Raw genomic sequence first — 22388 nt, 5'->3', positions numbered from 1 at the left:
TTTCCTAGCGTAAACAATTAATCAACAGATATTTCTTGCAGTTTTTTCATAAACTTATTATCTAATGTTTCTTGATAACCAATAAAATAATCAATAGCCTTTTTTCTACCTTCCATTAAATAATCATCACCAGAAGTTACCCTTGCCATTTTTTCTACTAGCTCATCAACAGTAGAATAAGTATAACAATAATCTTCATATTTTATATTGCTATTAGCGACTTTGATCTCTCTATCTATAGGAATATAGACGAATATAGGAGAATCAGCGGCAAGACATTCTGTGATTACACCTGAAATATCACAGATAAATATATTATTGCTAGGAATCACTGTGCTAATTTCTACTGAAGCATCTAGCACAACAGCGTTTAAGGATTCTTTATTAATGACTTCCTCAGTCATCTTGTTTATATTTTTTAACTTACTATCGCGACCTCCAGTAAAGGGATGATATTTTACCATCACTGGTACGTCTAAACACTTTTGCACTTCACGAATAATTTTTCCAGAAAACGAAATAGAAGAATAATTTGTTTCTTCCAATACACCTTCCCAAGTAGGTAGGTATAGCACTCTATTATCCATGCGCTGCTGCCAATATGTTTGACTAAGAGACAAAATATTACGCAAATTAGGACGACCTACTTTAACAAAATCAATATGTGCAGTGTTGAAGTCGCTATTTTCGAAACGATCAATATGTCCTTGCCCTGCCGTCCAAACTTCATCATATAAACGGAGCGCTTTATGCGCACTTGATGCTTTATCACTATCTCCATGTCCAATAAACACATGATGCAAATGATTAAATCTTACCAAATGTATATTGTTACCTGTACTTGAAGGATAAAAAATAGTCTTCGCATCTGGTAATAAGTTTAAAACTTCCTCTACATCTACCCCTCGTCTCGCAAAAGCTATTGACATCCACGGATATTCTTTCTTTATCCATTCAAAAAAAGCTTCATTTCTTACTAACAATACAAACTTAACATCAGCTTGTACAAAAACTGGTACCCAAGGTATTATCTGATTAGAGCCTGACGCTAAAAGTTCACCCGAATGAATAATTAAAGATATTTCTTGGTAAAAGTTTACATGACTTACGTCAATATACTTCAGAGCTTTAGGTTTAGGTTTAGGTTTAGGTTTATTAGTAGTATCAGGTAGAGCGCCCAATTTTTTTAAAGCAGCATCTTTAAGGAAAAGTTTAGGATTATTGATTAACTTCGTTAATTTACTCATTTTCCACCTTATAAATAGCTAATTTTTGTTCATAAGAAACTGAAAGATATCTTTTCATTACAGACTTGTATAAACCTTATTATTTTCAATAATATATAGTCAAAAAAACACCCCATTGTAGGGGTGTCTTTGATTTTTTTCAATATAGTTTTGGTAGTTAGTAGGCTTATGCCTATTCTACCAACCCGTAACTTCTTTTAGCTTATCACCCAGCTTAGATGGGTCACGCGTATACGCGATACCAGCATCTTCAAAGGCTTTGAATTTTTCTTCAGCAGTACCTTGACCACCAGAGATGATCGCGCCAGCATGACCCATACGCTTGCCTTCTGGAGCAGTAACACCAGCGATGTAACCAACGACTGGTTTAGTCACATGGTCTTTGATATAAGCAGCAGCTTCTTCTTCAGCAGTACCACCGATCTCACCGATTAGGATGATCGCTTCAGTTTGTGGATCTTCTTGGAACAGTTTCAATGCATCAATTTGGTTCATACCAGGGATAGGATCACCACCGATACCGATACAAGTTGACTGACCAAAACCAAGCTTAGTGGTCTGAGCAACGGCTTCATAGGTCAATGTACCAGAGCGTGAGATGATACCCACTTTACCTGGCAAATGGATATGACCTGGCATGATACCAATTTTGCACTGACCTGGCGTGATAACACCTGGGCAGTTAGGACCAACCATGCGTACGCCTTCAGCTTCTTCGATATAACGTTTTGCTTTTAGCATGTCTAAAGTAGGCACGCCTTCAGTAATAACGATAATCAATTTAACACCAGCATCTACCGCTTCAACGATAGAATCTAGTACGAATGGTGCTGGTACATAGATAACAGAAGCGTCAGCTTGGGTCGCTTCCATAGCTTCTGCCATCGTGTTGAATACTGGTAGGCCTAAATGCGTTTGACCGCCTTTACCTGGCGTTACGCCGCCTACGACTTTAGTACCGTACTCAATCGCTTGTTCAGAGTGAAACGTACCATTTTTACCAGTGAAACCTTGTACCAATACTTTGGTATCTTTATCGATTAATACACTCATTATTTATTCCTTGTATTCGGTTGTCTTGCAATAGCCACTTGATGATATGTTATCCATTAAATGTTAATGATAAATTCATATCAACAAGCTGCTATTACGCGTTGACTACTATGCTTAAGCACTTATATCTAGAGGACTATGCCTCGAATATATTAAGCTTTAACAGCATCGACAATTTTTTGAGCCGCATCTGATAGGCCTTGGGCAGAAATCAATTTCAGACCAGATTCTTCTAGGATTTGCGCGCCTTTTTCAGCGTTGTTACCCTCTAGACGGACAACAACAGGTACTTTTACGTCAACTTCTTTGATAGCAGCGATAATCGCTTCTGCAATCATGTCACAACGTACGATACCACCGAAGATGTTGATTAGAACACCTTCAACGCTGCTGTCTTCAAGAATGATCTTGAATGCTTCAACAACGCGATCTTTAGTTGCACCGCCGCCAACGTCCAAGAAGTTAGCAGGCTTGCCGCCGTACAATTTGATGATATCCATGGTCGCCATAGCAAGACCAGCACCGTTAACCATACAACCGATATTGCCTTCTAGAGCAACATAGTTTAGGTCAAACTCAGCCGCTTTAAGCTCACGCTCATTTTCTTGTGACTTGTCTTGTAGCGCGGCGATTTTAGGCAGACGATACAATGCGTTTGAATCAATACCAATTTTGCCATCAACACAAACGATTTCGCCATTTTCACGAACGGCTAGAGGGTTGATTTCTAACAATGCAAAATCGTTATCGATGAATGCTTGATAAGCACCCGTCATCAATTTAACGAATTGATTGATCTGCTTGCCTTCTAAGCCTAGTTTGAATGCCACATCACGTGCTTGGAAAGGCATCAAACCAACTAAAGGATCAACGTTTACTTTAAAGATTTTTTCTGGGGTTTCGTTAGCGACTTCTTCGATATCAACGCCGCCTTCGGTTGATGCCATGAACGTTACGCGACGCGTAGAACGATCAACGACTGCACCAAGATATAGCTCAGTTTGTACTGGATACATATCTTCTGCAACCAATACGAAGTTAACTGGTTGGCCATCAGCGTCAGTTTGGAAAGTAACCAAATTGGTACCGATTAGCTCTTCAGCAACTTGCTTGGCTTCTTCACGAGTTTTAACCAGCTTTACGCCACCCGCTTTACCGCGACCACCAGCATGTACTTGCGCTTTAATAACCGCAATGTCTGTTGGCGTTTTATCAAAAGCAGCAGCAGCTTCGTCGCCGTTGTAGGCAATAATGCCTTCTTGAATCGGCAAACCATAGCTTTTTAATAGCTCTTTTGCTTGATACTCATGTAAATTCATTGATTGTATCCTTTATTTTTTACAATTAATAAAAAGTGAAAACAAGTGCGCGTATATACATATTCGACAAGCATATGGCGCACTCATGACCGTGGTGGAAGCCATAACAACCCCACCGCGATCAGGTTATAAGCTGGTACTGATCAAACTAACGACTTATTTCTTACGCTTTTTACGCTGAATGGCGTGAATAGCACGGCCATCAGCAGACAGAGCAGCTTCATGCACAGCTTCTGAAATGGTTGGATGAGCAAAGGTCATCAACTGCAAATCTTCGATACTAGAGACAAATTCCATCGCGATCATACCTTGATGGACGATATCACCAGCACCAGCAGAGATAGCATGCATACCTAATAGACGATCTGTTTTAGCATCAGCCACGACTTTGATAGAGCCTTCCGCTTCGCTTTGAGCCAATGCACGGCCGTTCGCTGCTAGGTTGAATGAACCGGTTTTGACCTCAAAACCAGCGGCTTCAGCTTCTTGCTCAGTCAAACCAACCCATGCGATTTCTGGATGGGTATAGATGACGTTAATAATCGTGTCATAATTAACTTGGGCTTTTTCGCCATGAATGCGCTCAACGGCCATCATGCCTTCTTCCATCGCTTTATGCGCAAGCATTGGACCACGAACCAAATCACCGATGGCATAAACACCATCAAGATTGGTTTTACATTGATCATTCACGTCGATAAGACCACGTTCAGTCAATTGAATGCCACTGTCATCACCAAGCAGTTTCTCAGAGTAAGCACGGCGACCAACACAAACGATCAGTTTGTCGAAGCTTTCTTCAGATGACTCGCCTTTGGTTTCGCTCGTGACAACAACTTGATCGCCTTTGACTTCAGCATTGGTTACTTTGGTATCAACACGGATATCAAGACCTTGCTTCTTCAGCATTTTGCCCGCTTCTTTTGCGATATCTTTGTCAGCAGCTGCTAAGAAACTTGGCAACGCTTCATAAACAACCACTTCAGCGCCTAGACGACGCCATACTGAACCAAGCTCAAGACCGATAACACCAGCACCAATCACGCCTAAACGTTTAGGTACAGCAGTGAAATCAAGGGCGCCAGTAGAGTCAACGATGCGATCGCCATCAGTTTTAGCAACTGGGATATCGATCGGCACAGAACCTGCCGCAAGAATCACGTTTTTAGCAGTGATGGTCGTTTCTGCTTCATCTGCAAGGGCGGTAAACTTAACTTTTTTATCAGCGCCTTTGCCGTCTTCTAACGTGCCCCAGCCTTGTAGCCAGTCAACGCCATTACCTTTTAATAATGCTGCAACGCCGCCCGTTAATTGCTTAACGATACCTTCTTTGCGCGCAATCATTTGCTCGATATCGATAGCGACATCACCGGTACTGATACCATGTTCAGCAAGGTCATGCTTCGTCGCTTCGTAACGATGCGAGCTATCAAGTAGGGCTTTTGATGGGATACAACCAACGTTCAAGCAAGTACCGCCAAGTGCTGGCTCACCTTTATAAACACGCTTTTCGATACAAGCAACGCTCATACCTAACTGACCTGCACGGATAGCGGCTTCATAACCACCAGGACCGCCGCCGATGACGACTAAATCATAATTGTCTTTCATAGTACGTTCCTATTTCTAATTATCGTTCTAATTGTAAATATCGTTTAAACTGAGGATTGTCTCGTTAATAAATAAGCCATATTTTGGTTCAAATCTTTTCACTTTACGGTAAATACACCACATCAGCGAAACATTCTTATTTATTAATAAACAACGAGCACCACTGTTTAGACTAAAGTTAAAAAGCTTGTATCAGCGGTTGCCAATACAAGCTTAAAAGCTTACAGGTCTAGTAGCAACATGGCTGGATCTTCAACCAATTCTTTGATGGTTACTAAGAACTGTACCGCTTCTTTACCATCAATCATACGATGGTCATAAGACAATGCAAGATACATCATCGGTAGAATTTCAACTTTACCATCAACAGCCATAGGACGGTCATTGATCGCATGCATACCTAGGATAGCCGTTTGTGGTGGGTTCAAAATCGGTGTTGACATCAATGAGCCAAATACACCGCCATTTGAAATAGTGAAAGTACCACCAGTCATGTCATCTAGACCAAGTTTACCTTTTTGAGCCAAGCCACCAAGCTCACGGATACGGCTTTCAACATCAGCCATGCTCATGCGATCAGTATCACGTAGCACTGGAACAACCAAACCACGGTCAGATGATACAGCAACACCGATATCGTAGAAACCATGATAAACAATGTCATCACCGTCTAGTGAAGCGTTTACTGCTGGGAAGCGCTTAAGTGCTTCGGTTGCGGCTTTCACGAACAATGACATAAAGCCTAAACGTACGCCATGACGTTTTTCGAACTGGTCTTTATATTTAGCGCGCATGTCCATTAATGGCTTCATGTTCACTTCGTTAAACGTCGTTAGCATCGCCGTTTCTTGTGAAGCTGCTAGCAGACGATTGGCGACTGTCTTACGTAGACGCGTCATTGGAACACGTTTTTCAGTACGCTCACCCATTGATTCAGCCACTGGACGGCCGCTATCAGATTTGATGCTGCTGTCTGCTTTCAATGTTGGGTTAGCCATATCCGTTTTGGTCACACGACCGCCGCGACCACTACCTTCCACTTCTTTAGGATCAACGCCAGACTCTTTCGCTGCTTTGCGAACTGCTGGGCTTTGATCTTTATGATCCGCTTCGTCTTTTTTATCTGTTGCTTGGACAGGCTCGCCACCATCTGCTGCTTGCTTGGCTTGTACTGGCGCTGCTGGTTGATCTGGATCTACCGCAGGAGCATTATCTGCACTGGCGCTTGCACCAGCTTCGAATTGACCAATGATCTCGTCAGACAACACGGTATCATCAACCTGCTTAACGATTTTGGTCACAACGCCGTTATCAGGCGCTACAACTTCTAATACGACTTTATCAGTTTCGATTTCAGCCAATAGGTCATCACGATTGACTTGCTGACCTTCAGTGACATGCCACTCAACGATAGTACCGTCGGCAACTGATTCTGGAAAAACGGGGGCTTTGATATCAGCCATCGATATACTCCTTAGATTGGGATATTCATATTTGTTATTAAGTCGTGATAGGCAGTCAGTGCCATCTTGCATAGCGATCTTAGATAATACTATCTAGATTTTATTACAACATACTGACTGTTATCGCCTGATTCATTTATCTTCAATAATCTGTTACTTAGCCAACTCATCGACACTGATACCAAGACCACCAGCGATCAACGCTTGCTGCTGCTGAGCATGCAGTTTTGGTGATCCTGTTGCAGGTGCTGCACTCGCAGGACGCGCCACTGGCTCCATGACTTTCGCCTTGGTTGGGTGTGGTACGACGATACGGAACATATGCGGTGCTAAATAATACCAAGCGCCTTGGTTCAGCGGCTCTTCTTGCGTCCAAACGATCTCAGCCAAGTTGCTGTATTTTTCAATCTCAGCCATCAAACGCTGCTCTGGTAATGGGTAGAGCTGCTCAATACGCACAATCGCAACATGATCTAGACCTAAGGCGCGGCGCTGCTCAAGCAAATCGTAATAAACTTTACCACCACAAAGCACCATACGAGTGACTTTGTCTGCATTTTGGTTGTCCATCTCTGGCAGTACCGTTTCAAATTTACCATTCGCCAGCTCTTCAAGATTTGAAGTGGCTAGCTTATGACGTAGTAAGCTCTTCGGTGACATGACAATCAATGGCTTACGAATTGGGCGAACTGCTTGACGACGTAGGGCATGGTAGATCTGTGCAGGTGTCGTCGGCGTTATTACTTGCATATTGTCTTCAGCACATAGCTGTAAGAAACGCTCAAGACGAGCAGATGAATGCTCAGGACCTTGACCTTCAAAACCATGTGGTAATAACATAGTTAGACCACAAACGCGCTGCCACTTGGTTTCACCACTTGAGATAAACTGGTCAATCACTACCTGCGCGCCGTTGACGAAGTCACCAAACTGCGCTTCCCAGACGATCAAGGCATTTGGTACTGTCGTTGCATAACCATATTCAAATGCTAATACCGCTTCTTCTGATAACAATGAGTTATAAGTGGCAAAACGCGCTTGAGTGTCACTCATATGAGCCAATGGCACATACATACTGCCATCATTGATATTATAAATTTCGCTATGACGATGTGAGAAAGTACCGCGACCCACATCTTCACCAGTAATACGTACCAATACTTTATCGTTATCGACTAGTGATGCGTATGCCAGCGTTTCAGCTGCACCCCAGTTTAATGGCTCTTCGCCTGTCTGCATAGCTAAGCGCTGCTCAACCACTTTTTGGACTTGGCGTTGTAACTTATAGCCTTCTGGCATTTCCGCCATACGACGTCCATACCCTTTTAGAATCTCGATGTCGACACTGGTATCCCAATCATCCACCAAATCGTGACCTAAATAAGGTTTCCAATCGACGAACAACTCTTCGTTAGGCTCATTAACCAATGAGTTTGCAACATAGTCACCACGGTCTAAAGACTCACGATAGTCATCTTCATACTGCTTTTCTTCTTCAGCATTCAAAATACCGTCTTCGATGAGTTTTTGTGCATAAATCGTACGAGTCGTTGGTAGCTTCTTGATAACTGCATACATGAGTGGCTGAGTCGCTGACGGCTCATCGGCTTCATTATGACCATTACGGCGATAGCAGAACAGATCGATAATGATGTCTTTATCAAACTCATGACGGTAATCTAATGCTAACTGCGCGGCAAATACGACCGACTCAGGATCGTCACCGTTCACATGTAGGATAGGTGCATGTACCATTTTTGCAACGTCAGTACAGTACTCAGTCGAACGCACGTCTTCTTGACGGCTGGTCGTGAAACCGACTTGGTTATTGATCACAATATGTACAGTACCACCAGTGGTATAAGCACGGGTTTGTGACATTTGGAACGTTTCTTGAACCACGCCTTGACCAGCAAACGCAGCATCACCATGAATAACGATTGGCAATACTGAATTACCGCCTTTATTGTCTAAAAGTGGCTGATCGTTGCGACGCACCTGACGGGCACGTACAGAGCCTTGCAATACCGGTGCGACAATCTCAAGATGTGATGGGTTAAATGCTAAAGCCAAATGCGCTTCACCGCCTGGCGTCATCACGTTTGATGAAAAACCATTATGGTATTTAACGTCACCTGAGCCTTTTTCTGGCTGTACTTTACCATCAAACTCGTCAAACAAGTCCGCAGGGTTTTTACCTAAGATATTGACCAGTAGGTTTAGGCGTCCACGGTGAGCCATACCAATGACCATTTCTTTAGTGCCATAACCGCCTGCACGTTGGATGATTTCATTGATAGCAGGGATAAAGCTTTCGCCGCCCTCTAGTCCGAAACGCTTAACGCCCGTATATTTACGTGCTAAATATTTTTCTAGACCTTCAGCTGCTGTTAGGCGCTCAAGAATAGATAAGCGCTTTTCTTTATCAAACTTGATGTAACCTAAGTTGGTTTCTAGATACTTTTCCATCCAGCGTTTTTCAGTACTGGTGGTAACGTGCATGTATTCAGTACCAATGTAACGGCAGTAAACACGTTCCATAATTTCGATGATTTCACGTAAAGGCGCTTCGTCTTTACCGATATTTAAATCATTGGTAGGAAATACGGTATCCAGATCAGCTTCTGAAAGATTATGATAAGCAAGGGTCAAATCTTCCACTTCTGCACGTGGATGTAGATTTAACGGATCAAGCTTCGCGCGTCGATGACCACGGCGACGGTAAGCTGAAATTAGCTGTTGTACACCCATTTGTTTAGGGTTAGCACAGTCGGCTAAGCCTGCATTTGCAGCAGGCTCTTGAGTGCTGGCTTTATTAGCAGTTTGGTTGCGAGCAAGCAACAAAAACTGTTCCTTAATAGCGTTATGCTGTGCATCGTTTGGCGATTTGTATTGTTCAAAATACGTTTGCCAATCGGTATCAACGCTATCGGGGTCGTTTAGGTACTGCTCATAAAGAGCTTCTATATAGCTGGCGTTGTCAGCAGCCAGTTCTGTATGTCCTAGGCTTGCGGCTTCTTTAGTTATACTATTCATAATAATCGTCTATTTGATAGATAAATGAATGGAATCGTGCTTATTATTGTGTAATCTGTTGTATGTGAAACATCTAAATACTTAATGCTATAAAAACTCAATCGTATTCTGTTCAGTACTGATTTATGAACCACACTTATTACTATAAAAGAAGTACGCTTATCTGTACTTTTGCTTATGACAGACAGTGATGCTAAATAGTGATAATAAGTGCCATTACAATACCTATATTAAAAATATAATTATTTGTGAACGTCCAGTTTTGTTATCTGACTCGTCTCACAACATTAATTTATATATACTGAAGTTAGTCATAACCAATTCATCAAAGATAAACGATCGATGAATTATTGACGCCTTCAGTTGGCCTATCATTTGGCTATCCTTGCTGGAACGTCTGGTTATTCCCAAGCTATCATTACTTTTATGGCAAACATACGTTGCTGTATAGAGTAGCATGACAGCGTTTCGCGCCATAGTTTGTTTGTTCAATACTAACTATTTAGGTAATGAATATCTACTATCATTTTGGATGTATTATTCCAGTCTATTACTTGTTTTGAATACTTATTTATCAGTAAGTTAAACATTAACGACTGATAGTGGTTCGTCAAAACGACTAATTATTAAAATAATGCGCTATTCTAACATTTAACGTGGTGAATATCTCTGGCTGAATACTTTTTTCTAACACCAATTATATAGATTGCTGACGTATATATCATGCCTTCTTACATACAACCAACGTATTGATAGCCCAGCCTTACCTTTAACCATGTCGAATAACTTTCTCTATAAGCCCTATCTGGAACTGAAAGACAATCAAAGAATCTCAGATTATTGCTCATAAAAAACACCACCTAATGATTAGGTGGTGTTTTTCGTACGCTATCTGCAAAAAAACCAGACAATTATAAACGATTAACCTGCTTGGTCAATGAGCATATTACGTAAATGACCAATTGCTTTGGTTGGGTTTAAACCTTTTGGACAAACTGATACACAGTTCATGATACCGCGGCAACGGAATAGGCTAAATGGATCATCTAAGCGCGCCAAACGTGCTTGCGTATCACCATCACGGCTATCAGCCACGAAGCGATAAGCATGCAGTAGTGCTGATGGACCTAAGAATTTATCAGGGTTCCACCAGAACGATGGGCAGCTGGTTGAACAGCATGCGCATAGAATACATTCGTACAAACCGTTTAGCTTTTCGCGTTGTTCAGGTGACTGCAAACGCTCTGTCGGCGGTGCTGGCTGGTCATTGATCAAGTAAGGATGTACTTTCTCATACTGCTCATAGAATTGGTTCATATCAACAACCAAATCGCGAACAACAGGTAGACCTGGTAATGGACGAACCGTGACTTTTTCTGGCAGAGTGTTCATGTTAATGAGACACGCTAGACCATTTTTGCCATTGATGTTCATGCCATCAGAGCCACAAATACCTTCACGGCAAGAGCGACGGAAGGTCAGTGTTTCATCTTCCTTTTTCAGGCGTAATAACACGTCAAGCAACATACGATCTGAGTCTAACAACTCAATCGTATATGTTTGCATGCGCGGCGCTGCGTCCAGATCAGGATCGTAGCGATAGATTTCGATGGTGCGAGTACCTCGGCTCATAATGCTAAACTCCACACGTAGGTGATGGCGGGCATACAAAGGTTGCAGCATATCAGCGCTATTGATTAGCCCATATTGACAGTAATTATCAAATATCAACTAATCATATTGTCACGCTGGCATGAGCATGTAGCTGGCGGTCACCTTTTAATAAATGAATAAAAAATAAAACGTTTACGCTATTCGTATCGCTAAATTGCGCAGTCTAGAATTAATAGACGCGAACTTTCGGTTCGATATAATCAACCGTTAATGGTACTTTACGAACTGGCTTATAAATGATGCGATTGCCTTCAGAATACCATAAGGTATGCTTCATCCACTCGTGGTCATTACGGCCATTTGGTGCGTAATCATCATCTTCTGGACGGTCATAGTCAGACACACTATGAGCACCGCGGCTTTCGTGACGCATTGCCGCTGATACCATCGTCGCTTTGGCCACTTCATACAAGTTAGCCACTTCAAATGCTTCAATGCGCGCTGTGTTAAATACTTGTGATTTATCGGCCAAATGGATTTTTTCAATCTTGTCACCAAGCGCTAAAATCTTCTCAACGCCTTCGTCCATCATCGCTTGCGTACGGAACACACTCGCATGCGCTTGCATGGTTGCACGAATCTCGTCAGCCACGTCTTGGGCATTGTAGCCTTCAGTCGACTGTTGCAGCTTGTCTAAACGACCGACCGTATAATCTAGCACGCGTGGATCTAGAGGCTTATAGTTATGATCGGCATGATGGAATTCATCAACGATATGCTTACCAGCAGCACGACCAAATACTAATAGATCAAGCAAAGAGTTGGTACCTAAACGGTTGGCACCGTGAACACTGACACAAGCACATTCACCGATAGCATAAAGACCTTTAACCACGTTGCCTTTTGCATATAGACCTTCTTCATCCGTACCTGCTTCTAGATCAGGCTTAATGACTTGACCATGAATAGTGGTTGGAATACCGCCCATCATATAGTGAATGGTTGGAATAACTGGAATTGGCTCTTTGGTGATATCAACGTTAGCGAAGTTTTTACCAATCTCAAATACCGATGGCAAACGCTTCATGATGGTTTCTACACCCAAATGGGTCATATCCATTACGATATGGTCAGCGTTTGGACCACAGCCGCGACCTTCTTTGATCTCTTGATCCATAGAACGAGAAACCAAATCACGTGGTGCCAAGTCTTTAACCGTTGGCGCATAACGCTCCATGAACGCTTCGCCATCTTTATTACGTAAGATAGCGCCTTCACCGCGGCAACCTTCAGTTAACAGTACGCCTGCACCGTGGACACCTGTTGGGTGGAACTGCCAAAACTCCATATCTTGTAATGGAATACCAGCACGAACGGCCATGCCAATACCGTCACCAGTATTGATATAAGCGTTAGTAGAAGCAGCAAAGATACGACCTGCACCACCTGTCGCTAGGACAGTAATTGGTGATTGGAATACAGCAACCGTACCTGTCTCTTGTTCAAGCGCGATAACACCGTTGATATTACCCGCTTCGTCTTTGATCAAATCAAGCGCAATCCACTCGATAAAGAACTCAGTGCCTTGCTGCAAATTCTTCTGATATAACGTATGTAGTAGTGCGTGACCCGTACGGTCAGCTGCAGCACACGCACGTTGTACGGCTTTTTCGCCATAGTTTGAGGTATGACCACCGAATGGGCGCTGATAAATCGTGCCGTCTTCGTTACGGTCAAACGGCATGCCCATGTGCTCAAGCTCATAAACGACTTTAGGCGCTTCACGGCACATATATTCAATAGCGTCTTGGTCACCCAACCAATCTGACCCTTTAACGGTGTCATAAAAGTGGAAATGCCAGTTATCGTTGCTCATGTTGCCCAAACTTGCGCCGATACCGCCCTGAGCCGCAACCGTGTGCGAACGGGTTGGGAACACTTTGGTCAAAACGGCAACTTTCATGCCCGCTTCTGCCAAATGTAGTGAAGCACGCATACCTGAGCCACCGCCACCAACGATGACTGCATCGTAGTTTAGCGTCTTAATATTACTAATGGTATTATCTTGTCTAGTTGCCATTACGGTTTTCCTAATGCCTATTAATGCTTAGAAGTAAATAAAAAGGCTGTCTCAAAATCATCCTATTGCTGGACAAAACACTTTATTGTCTTGCCACTATTTGCAATTATCAAAGTGGATGACGCTCACAACCTTTAACCACCTAATTTGCATATCTATCGTTATATTGGGTTCGCTCACTGACTAAACCATAGCGCACCTATTATATAAGTGACTGGCTAAGTCAATGATGTCCAACGCTATGATTGGCTATGACTATTTTTGGCTACTAACGGATGACTTTGACATTTGCTAGTCGCGTCCGTTATTGTTTATAGATAGTAGAGGTGATAACTCATTGGTTAAACAGCAACCACACCAAAACCAGTACCCCAAAAAATCATAATGCCCCAAAATAGAAACACTAAAATAGCGATAATCATCAATGACTGTAGCACTAAGCGTAGACCTGCTGCGCTTGAGCCCAATTTGCCAGTCGTGATATAGTCGGTGAACACGGTCCACATACCAACCCAAGCATGACCAGCTAGGGCAAGTACCGCCACCAAGCTAAATAGGCGCATCGGTAAACTGGTCATAAATGATGACCATTCAAGATAGGTAACATCGCCGTGCGTCAAAAAGAAGCCCAGCAATACCACACTATAAACGGCTAAAACGACAGCGCTAATACGCTGGATAATCCAATCGCGTGAGCCTGAACCTGTCAGACCAGTCGCACTTTTGATTCCTGAATCATTTTTTATCATTAGAACATCACCCATACAAATGACGCGACAATTAGAATCGCTGCAATCACAAAACTAACCATAGACGCAGTGCGGCCAGATTTTAGCTCTTCGTTCATGCCCATATCAGCAAATAAGTGCTTAATGCCCATCACAAAGTGATAAGCAATCGCGGCAACAAATATCCATGCTAAAAAGCGCACAAGTACGTTGTCAAATACGGTTTCAAAGCTCTCAGCCGAAGCCAATGAGTTCTGTAGTAACCACAGCATGACAGGAATCAATAAAAATAAAATAATGCCAGAGATACGATGCAAGATAGAGGCGATCGCAATCGGTGAGCGATTAACGCTAATCACTTGGCTTAAAGGCAGATCAATAGGTCGGTTGCTTTTCACAGCGGGCATCCTTTTTGCGGTTATACTCCTGTATCTGCTATCAACGCTTGATATCACTGATGTCGATTAAGCATTGAGCAACACACGAGACGAATAAAGTAAGGAAGAGCTAGCTGACTTCGTTTAGTTTGCGCTAAATATGAAGAAAGGATCGTGGGGTTCAAGGTATTGATAAACTGTTTAATATCGCTCGTCAAATCGACAGGTCTATAAAACAACCCGTCTATTATACAACAAAGAAAATAAACATGAGTAAGATCGATTAACTAGTCTATTTTTACTGGTCATATCAATAAAAACAACGCTACTCCGTCATCGATATCAATACAGCCCTTTTACTAATCACTTAAAAATAGAACAGTTAACAAAAGCATTCAAACCCTGGATTACAGATATTGTCTATCAAAACGCTAGTGCGTCGTTACTCTGGTGCTACTCAGCCATAAGCGAGTATGAATAGAAAAACGACACTACATCATGACCACTTATCAATTCGCACAAAGCGAGTGCCAGTTAAGTTCCTACAATTATAAAATGACTGGGCGATAATTACAAATTTATCCCCTAAGTAGTAAAAGGCAAACGCTGGGTTAACAAATAAATAGACAGCGGTCATACGTATTTGCCAAAATTGCTCAATTTTGAGGGAATTTACGCCAAACTCAATTCGTCTACTACGCATACTCTGTCTGTTTTTAACCCGAATATTAATAAAACCTGCTACATTATTATCGTAAAATTCTTTAAAAATTATGCGGATAATGTAGCTGTGCTTACTGTCATAAAAACAAGCTTTCTAAGCAAAATAACCAATCAGACATATTTTGATACAAAAATTACAGTGAATAAACACGACTAAACCGTGCCAATTAGTGCTATTGATGGTAAAAGTCTTTTCAAATCATAAGTAATTACTGCTAATATACCCTGCGTATTAAATGAGTTAAATGCATTTTTATGATTTGACTAACGATAGACCGAGGGTGTGCGTCTGTCGTAATTTTATTCTAACAAGCTAAAACCAATGGAGAGCAATTTATGGCTGACACTAATGCCAAACTAACCGTCAATGGTAAAGAATACGAGTTTCCTATTATCGAAGGTACTTTAGGGCGTCCAGTTCTAGATATTGCTGCTCTACAAGAATCAGGATTTTGGTCTTATGACCCTGGTTTTAAAGTAACCGCCCCTGTTGAATCAAAGATTACTTATATTGATGGCGGTAAAGGTGAGCTACTACACCGCGGCTACCCTATCGATCAATTGGCAAACAATGCTGAATATTTAGAAGTGGCTTATGCCTTGATTCATGGCGATTTGCCGAACGCTGAGCAAAAAGCAGATTTCTTTGAAAAAATCCGTAAACATACGGGTGTTCATGATCAATTGCGTAAGTTCTTTGAAGGCTTCCGCCGTGACGCACATCCAATGGCCATTATGGTTGGTGTCGTTGGTGCTTTATCCGCGTTTTATCATGAAGCATTAGATGTCAGTAACGAAGAGCATCGTGAAATCACGGCTATCCGTCTAATCGCTAAAATGCCAACGCTTGCTGCGATGAGTTATAAATACTCGCAAGGCGAACCGTTCATGTATCCACGCAATGACTTTAGCTATGCTGAAAACTTCTTATACATGATGTTTGCCACGCCTGCTGATGTTGATTACCAAACCAATGACGTCATCACTCGCGCCATGGACAAAATCTTTACTTTACATGCTGACCACGAGCAAAACGCGTCAACGTCTACGGTACGTCTAGCAGGTTCTACTGGCGCTAACCCGTATGCGTGTATCGCTGCTGGTATCGCCGCCCTTTGGGGACCATCACATGGCGGCGCGAACGAAGCCGTGCTTGAGATGTTAGATGAGATCGGTTCAGTTGAAAATGTGCCTGAATTCATGGAAAAAGTGAAGAGCCGTGAAGTGAAGCTCATGGGCTTTGGTCATCGCGTTTATAAAAACTTTGATCCACGCGCACAAGTGATGAAAGAAACTTGTGACGAAGTATTAGGCGCATTGGGCATCAATGATCCTAAGCTTGAGCTTGCCATGGCACTTGAGAAAATCGCTTTAGAAGACCCGTTCTTCGTTGAGCGTAACTTGTATCCAAACGTTGATTTTTACTCGGGCATTATCCTTAAAGCCATCGGTATCCCAACGTCAATGTTTACCGTTATTTTCTCATTAGCTCGTACTTCTGGTTGGATCAGCCATTGGTTAGAGATGCACAGCACACCGTTCAAAATCGGTCGTCCACGTCAGTTATACACTGGTGAAACGCATCGCGATTTCGTTAAAGTTGAAGACCGTAAATAGTCACTTATATTTTAGTTTTTAGAACCATAAAAAATCCCGCCATCGTGCGGGATTTTTTATGGTTCTTTTTTTATGGTTCTTACTGTCTCATTTGATACGGTTAGCCACATTACATTTTATAAAAACCCTATCCGTTACTGAATGAATAACTGGTTGAGTGACAGAATTGCGGCTACTGGAATTCTTTTAGTGTCTGCTCATATTTGGCAATTTGCTCATCATAACCTTTAATGGTGTCATTAAACTTAGTCATAAGCGTCTCAAACTCTTTTTGTTGATTCAGTTTCATCTGCTGCATATCAATCACTTGCTGAGCTTCTATCTGCTCCCAAACCTGATGCTGAATAATCAAACGCGCTAATGCTGGGCTCTTGGCACTGAGCCTACCAGCAATTTCTGCATGCTCAAATAATTGCGGTACTAACGTTGCGATATTGATTAACGTATCCACATCTTCTGCGCTAAGAGGCGTCGTCACAGGCTGATAAAGCGCTTCCATCGCTTGCTGGTAGCTTTCGATGATTTGATCTTCTGTTAGCATGACAGGCTTACGCGGCTCAAGGCTAATTCGCTTTAACACCGTTAAATCACGCTCGCCAACTTCCGTACTGGTATTGATATCAGCCTCAGCGGGGATATCCACCTCATCATCTGTGGTGTCAGCAGATAGTGTGTTGCTATCAGCTGTATCGCTGTTATTCTTCATCACGTTATTAGTATTAGTATCGCTAGCAGTATCATCATTCAGCAGCAATGAGTCCTCACTATCTGAGCTATCAGCGGCTTGTAGGGATTCATACTCTGCTTGTAAACGACGCTGTAGCCTTTGTGCTTGCGCGACATATATAGGCTGAAACTGCTTTATACGGGTAGCAGCAGAATCACTTGGGCGCATAGGCTGACTGTCTTCAGTGCTCGTTTTTTCAACGCTCTGACTGTCTTCTGGCGCAGGTTGAATCTCTGCTTGCTGCTGACAACCACTTAACAGCAATACGCCGCTGAGTGTTGCCGCAAGCAAGGTTGACGAGTGCTGTAAAAGGGTGTTGTTTTGATTTATAGAATCATCAACCACACCTTTATTCATTTTATAACTGGGCTTTTTTGGCAAAAATTTAAACATAAGGGTACGTATCCTTGTTAAGGCAAAATAATAAAAACCAAAGTCGTCATGGCAATCCATTGCCAATGGATATCACTTCATATTGTCGTCAGACTTCACGATTAAAAATGGAATACAAGTTTCTAATGCTTGACAGTCTTGTCCACGCTGACGACGAATAAAATAATCCTGAACCATACGCGCCTGCTGTTCGATACCGTAGTTAAAGAAGGATTTGCCTGTCTTGAGCACATAATCATAACGGCGATCAATAAGTGCACCGCGCACCACTTTTAAGCCTTGCCGTAATTGCCATACATGGGTCAATTCATGTATCAGCCAGCTTTTTTTACTCAATGAAGCATCGCTAAAATCTATTATCCAATCTGCTCGGTTAAAATAAATATTACCATTAGGACTAACGGCATAATGTTTCAACACCCACCAAGCAGTCTTGAGCTGAACCTCATCGAGATTGATACTGTCGCCAAATACTGACCGCGCCAGCGCTATCTCACCTGTAGTAAGCAAACGTGATTGCTGCTTGGCACTGCGATATAAATACCGAGCAAACAAGCGCTGCAATATCCGCGGAGACATCATGACGGTAATACCTTATGCCTAATGAATGGATGATCACAAATGATAGGTCGTAAATCGGGCGTGATATCTGCGATCTATCAATGCTGTTGAACCGTTAATAGGGATAAAAGCATAAAAATCAAAGTATTTGGGACATAAGCTGTACACTTGATTGACTTTTATTAACGTAAATCTGCGTTAGCCTATCGTGTATGACACATACCAAGACACATACTAAATAGCATCTTTATAAATTAGCCTACTTTTACTACTCATGTCTAATATTCATTAGTGCGAAAATCATACCAAACAGACAGATATGGTCTTTTTCCATAGCAATGATGAATGTAATCTAGGATGTAGTCATTTAGATGCAGCAATAAAAACCCATTAATCACTGTCGTTATGAACTAATTGATAGCTGTTTAAATTGATAATAGAGATTTCCATGCCGCCTAATTTTCATGCCGATACACCCCTTGCCCAGCGTATGCGCCCAACGACACTTGATGCAATCATTGGTCAAGAACATCTACTGGCGGCAGGTGCGCCCTTGCGGCGTTTGGTCGAACAAGGACATCTACCATCGATTATTTTGCATGGTGAAGCTGGCATCGGCAAAACGACTATTGCCATGCTGTTGGCTGATGCTGTTGGCAGACCTTTTCATGCCTTGTCTGCCTTGAATACTGGGGTCAAACAGCTGCGAGAAGTGTTAGACAATAAGGACTCATTGGCATTTGAATCGCCAGTGGTTTTTATCGATGAGATACACCGCTTTAACAAGGCTCAGCAGGATGCCTTACTGGGCGCGGTCGAATCTGGTGATATCACCTTGATTGGTGCGACAACTGAAAACCCTTCTTTTAGTGTCAATAATGCCCTGCTATCACGTTGTCAAGTGTATCGTTTAGAGCCACTGACGCCTGAGCAAATCAGTGCGGTATTGCAAAGGGCAATTTCAGAAGATTCAGTGCTGAAGAATTTGACGGTTGATTTACAAGCACAGGACACTATCAGTCAACTGGCGCATGGCGATGCGAGGAAGGCGCTAAATTTATTAGAGCTGGCTATTCAAACGGCGGATACTAAGCAATCACCGCTCGTCATTAATGATGAATTGGTCGCTCGTGTCGCTCAGACCGCGCTGGTACGCTATGACAAAGATGGCGAGCAGCATTACGATATTATCTCGGCGATGATAAAGTCCGTACGTGGCTCAGACCCTGATGCTGCGCTTTATTGGATGGCGCGGATGTTAGTTGGCGGTGAGCCTGCTGATTTTATCGCGCGGCGTTTGGTCATCTTGGCCAGTGAAGATATTGGTAATGCCAACCCTAATGCTTTACTCCTTGCCGATGCAGCATTGCGCAGTGTGCAATCAATTGGTATGCCAGAAGCGCGTATTATCTTGGGGCAAGTGGTGGTTTATTTGGCGACCAGTGCCAAAAGTAACAGCACTTATAAAGCCATCAATGCTGCGATGGCGTTGGCAGAAAAAGATGCCTCTCCAGTACCGCTACACCTGCGCAATGGCGTGACCAAACTAATGCGTAATCAAGGCTATGGTCAAGGTTACGCCTATCCACACGATTATCCCAATCACTATTATCCACAAAGCTATTTGCCAGACAATTTAGTTGGGAGCAGCTTTTATGAATTTGCCGACAACCAGCGCGAGCAACACAGTAAACAGTTTATGGATTGGCTAAAAAGCCAAGCAGCCAGTAATGACTGATGGCTCGCAATATAGGTTAGCCCATTGCTTACTGCGTCATTGAATACATGAATCGTCGTAACCATTAGTAATACTTATCACTATATTTGACAGACTGGCCCATATAGTTTCGAGATGAATCAGCACAGTGGGCTGAAAAGCGTTAAAATGTCCTCATATTGATATATAAGCAATGATTCCATAATGTCTACGGCGGATCAATTTGATCCAATGCACTTTGCCTAACCGCAACAGCGCTCTGTAGCATCTACTGCTACAATAGACAGATAATGCTTTATATTCCACATCACACCTATCTATAAATAATAAAATATTGAGACTTACTATGAGTTTAAATACGATTCCTGAGATTATCGAAGACATTCGTGCTGGCAAGATGGTCATCTTAATGGATGATGAAGACCGTGAAAATGAAGGTGATATCATCATGGCAGCGACCCATGTGCGCCCTGAAGATATCAATTTTATGATTACTCATGCACGTGGTTTGGTCTGCTTGACCTTGTCACAAGCACGCTGCCAACAGTTGGCGTTGCCACTGATGTCTGATCGTAACGAGGCAAAATTTAGTACCAACTTTACGGTTTCTATCGAAGCCGCTGAAGGCGTTACCACGGGTATCTCTGCTGCTGATCGCGCTCGTACGATTCAAGCCGCGGTTTCTTCTTCGGCAAAACCTGAAGACATCGTCCAGCCTGGACATATCTTCCCAATCATGGCTCAAAATGGTGGCGTCTTGCACCGCGCTGGACATACTGAAGCTGGTTGTGATTTAGCACGCCTAGCAGGACTTGAGCCCGCAGCAGTGATTGTCGAAATCATCAATGCTGATGGTACGATGGCGCGCCGTGATGATCTAGAGATATTTGCCGAAGAGCATGGCATCAAGATGGGTACAATTGCTGACCTCATCAACTACCGCATCGCGAACGAGCAAACGGTAGAAAAAATTGAGTCGCGTCCTTTTGAAACAGAATACGGCACCTTTACGCTACATCGCTTCCGCGAATTTGGCGCTGATGAAACGCATTTGGCTTTGGTAAAAGGCGATGTGAGCGAAGGCGTCAGCACCGTCCGTGTCCATGGTTTTCACCCACTACGCGACTTGTTTGCTGCCAAAAATGATATGACGGGTCGTAGTGGCTGGAGCGTACGCTCAGCGCTGGAGGAAATAAGCAACTCAGATCGCGGCGTATTAGTTTGGATTGGTAGCAACCAGCCAATAGATTTAGGAGAGGCGTTAGACAAAGCGGCAGACAATGAATCGCAATCGACCATTACTCAGCAGCCGTATCGCAGCATTGGTGTCGGTGCACAGATTTTGCGTCACTTAGGCGTTCGTGATATGCGTTTATTATCATCACCCATGAAGTTTTACGCATTGTCAGGCTTTGACTTGAATGTCATCGATTTCGTACATGCGCCAAAGCAAGATTAATATTTGACTGATTGGCTGGCTGGCTGGCTGGCTGGCTGGCTGGCTGGCTGATTCGATATCAGTCAAATAGCAAAAGGGCACGCTAACGTAACGTTAGCGTGCCCTTTTTTTCATTTATTTAATATTCAGTGCTAAAGCTTCGGTATATGACCAACTTTTGCTTCTAATGCCAATAGCCGAGCGCGCTCTTCCTCTGTCCAAGCTAACTTACGCTTTCCCTCACTATCGAGCCGTACCACGACTGCCTCAGCCGTCGCGACGATGGCTGCTTGCGCGGTGCTATAATAGCTGTATTCCATCACGATACTCGTATTGCCCAAGCGCTGACAGCGCACTCCTAATAGCAAAGTATCAGGATAAGTCACTGGGCGTAAATACTGGCAGCTAGATTGTGCCAATACCGTCACCATACTGCCATCAAACATACCTAGCGCCTGCAAATAGCCAATTCGTGCTGATTCGGCGTAACGGTAATAAATCACATTATTTAAATGGTTAAACGCATCCATCTCGCCCCAGTGAATGGGCTGGTGATGAATAATGGGATAATGAGACAATTCGTCAGGATGATTATCTGCGATATTAGAGGCTGCATGTGCTGCTTGATTCAAACTGTCCATAACGTCACTTCTCTTATTTTTGTATTCATAAATCTATCCATCA

General features: G+C 42.9%; 16 protein-coding genes. 3 read left to right on the top strand and 13 right to left on the bottom strand.

From position 1 onward, the window contains the following. Window positions 1–17: 17 nt before the first annotated feature. The 10 genes from JMW64_RS01020 to sdhC form a co-directional block, all read right to left on the bottom strand. The gene (locus JMW64_RS01020; RefSeq protein ID WP_201552374.1) at window positions 18–1247 is read right to left on the bottom strand and encodes a CDP-glycerol glycerophosphotransferase family protein; all 1230 of its coding nucleotides are present in this window, start codon (window positions 1245–1247) and stop codon (window positions 18–20) included. A gap of 177 nt (window positions 1248–1424) precedes the next feature. After that, complete coding sequence (gene sucD, locus JMW64_RS01015; RefSeq protein WP_201552372.1) at window positions 1425–2300, bottom strand: succinate--CoA ligase subunit alpha; 876 nt, start codon at window positions 2298–2300, stop codon at window positions 1425–1427. Window positions 2301–2452: 152 nt separating this feature from the next. Beyond that, the gene (gene sucC / locus JMW64_RS01010) at window positions 2453–3619 is read right to left on the bottom strand and encodes an ADP-forming succinate--CoA ligase subunit beta (protein ID WP_055123662.1); all 1167 of its coding nucleotides are present in this window, start codon (window positions 3617–3619) and stop codon (window positions 2453–2455) included. Window positions 3620–3775: 156 nt separating this feature from the next. Next, complete coding sequence (gene lpdA / locus JMW64_RS01005) at window positions 3776–5230, bottom strand: dihydrolipoyl dehydrogenase (protein ID WP_087813899.1); 1455 nt, start codon at window positions 5228–5230, stop codon at window positions 3776–3778. Window positions 5231–5451: 221 nt separating this feature from the next. Continuing rightward, on the bottom strand, window positions 5452–6693 hold the full coding sequence (gene odhB / locus JMW64_RS01000; protein WP_045443097.1) for a 2-oxoglutarate dehydrogenase complex dihydrolipoyllysine-residue succinyltransferase: 1242 nt from the start codon (window positions 6691–6693) through the stop codon (window positions 5452–5454). Window positions 6694–6846: 153 nt separating this feature from the next. After that, complete coding sequence (locus JMW64_RS00995; protein WP_201552370.1) at window positions 6847–9729, bottom strand: 2-oxoglutarate dehydrogenase E1 component; 2883 nt, start codon at window positions 9727–9729, stop codon at window positions 6847–6849. Between the two features lie 921 nt (window positions 9730–10650). Continuing rightward, complete coding sequence (locus JMW64_RS00990) at window positions 10651–11361, bottom strand: succinate dehydrogenase iron-sulfur subunit (RefSeq protein WP_055123743.1); 711 nt, start codon at window positions 11359–11361, stop codon at window positions 10651–10653. A 211-nt stretch (window positions 11362–11572) separates the two neighbouring features. Beyond that, window positions 11573–13423, bottom strand: a complete 1851-nt coding sequence (sdhA, locus tag JMW64_RS00985; protein ID WP_201552362.1) for a succinate dehydrogenase flavoprotein subunit — start codon at window positions 13421–13423, stop codon at window positions 11573–11575. 341 nt (window positions 13424–13764) lie between these two features. Next, the gene (gene sdhD / locus JMW64_RS00980; protein WP_227500963.1) at window positions 13765–14151 is read right to left on the bottom strand and encodes a succinate dehydrogenase, hydrophobic membrane anchor protein; all 387 of its coding nucleotides are present in this window, start codon (window positions 14149–14151) and stop codon (window positions 13765–13767) included. A 20-nt stretch (window positions 14152–14171) separates the two neighbouring features. Continuing rightward, window positions 14172–14558: a succinate dehydrogenase, cytochrome b556 subunit gene (sdhC, locus tag JMW64_RS00975; RefSeq protein ID WP_083475612.1), complete on the bottom strand. Its 387-nt coding sequence runs from the start codon at window positions 14556–14558 to the stop codon at window positions 14172–14174. 1029 nt (window positions 14559–15587) lie between these two features. Between sdhC and gltA the strand changes: the two genes are divergently transcribed. Beyond that, window positions 15588–16868, top strand: coding sequence for a citrate synthase (gene gltA, locus JMW64_RS00970; protein ID WP_055123667.1), 1281 nt, complete (start codon window positions 15588–15590; stop codon window positions 16866–16868). Window positions 16869–17040: 172 nt separating this feature from the next. Here gltA and JMW64_RS00965 read toward each other — a convergent pair whose 3' ends face one another. Together JMW64_RS00965 and JMW64_RS00960 are read right to left on the bottom strand one after the other, a co-directional pair. After that, a complete protein-coding gene (locus tag JMW64_RS00965) occupies window positions 17041–17988 on the bottom strand; it encodes a hypothetical protein (protein ID WP_201552360.1) in 948 nt (315 codons plus the stop codon). 72 nt (window positions 17989–18060) lie between these two features. Next, window positions 18061–18567, bottom strand: coding sequence for a type IV secretion protein Rhs (locus tag JMW64_RS00960; RefSeq protein WP_201554977.1), 507 nt, complete (start codon window positions 18565–18567; stop codon window positions 18061–18063). A 430-nt stretch (window positions 18568–18997) separates the two neighbouring features. Between JMW64_RS00960 and JMW64_RS00955 the strand changes: the two genes are divergently transcribed. Together JMW64_RS00955 and ribBA are read left to right on the top strand one after the other, a co-directional pair. Then, on the top strand, window positions 18998–20287 hold the full coding sequence (locus tag JMW64_RS00955; protein WP_201552358.1) for a replication-associated recombination protein A: 1290 nt from the start codon (window positions 18998–19000) through the stop codon (window positions 20285–20287). Between the two features lie 325 nt (window positions 20288–20612). After that, complete coding sequence (ribBA, locus tag JMW64_RS00950; protein WP_201552356.1) at window positions 20613–21725, top strand: bifunctional 3,4-dihydroxy-2-butanone-4-phosphate synthase/GTP cyclohydrolase II; 1113 nt, start codon at window positions 20613–20615, stop codon at window positions 21723–21725. Between the two features lie 131 nt (window positions 21726–21856). On the opposite strand, the gene JMW64_RS00945 is transcribed toward ribBA, so the two are convergent. After that, complete coding sequence (locus JMW64_RS00945) at window positions 21857–22345, bottom strand: acyl-CoA thioesterase (protein WP_055123671.1); 489 nt, start codon at window positions 22343–22345, stop codon at window positions 21857–21859. Window positions 22346–22388: the final 43 nt, after the last annotated feature.

Source organism: Psychrobacter immobilis, from assembly GCF_904846065.1.
GTDB lineage: Bacteria > Pseudomonadota > Gammaproteobacteria > Pseudomonadales > Moraxellaceae > Psychrobacter > Psychrobacter immobilis_H.
The sequence above is the reverse complement of the archived record's forward strand: the minus strand, read 5'-3'. Positions and strand labels throughout refer to the sequence as shown.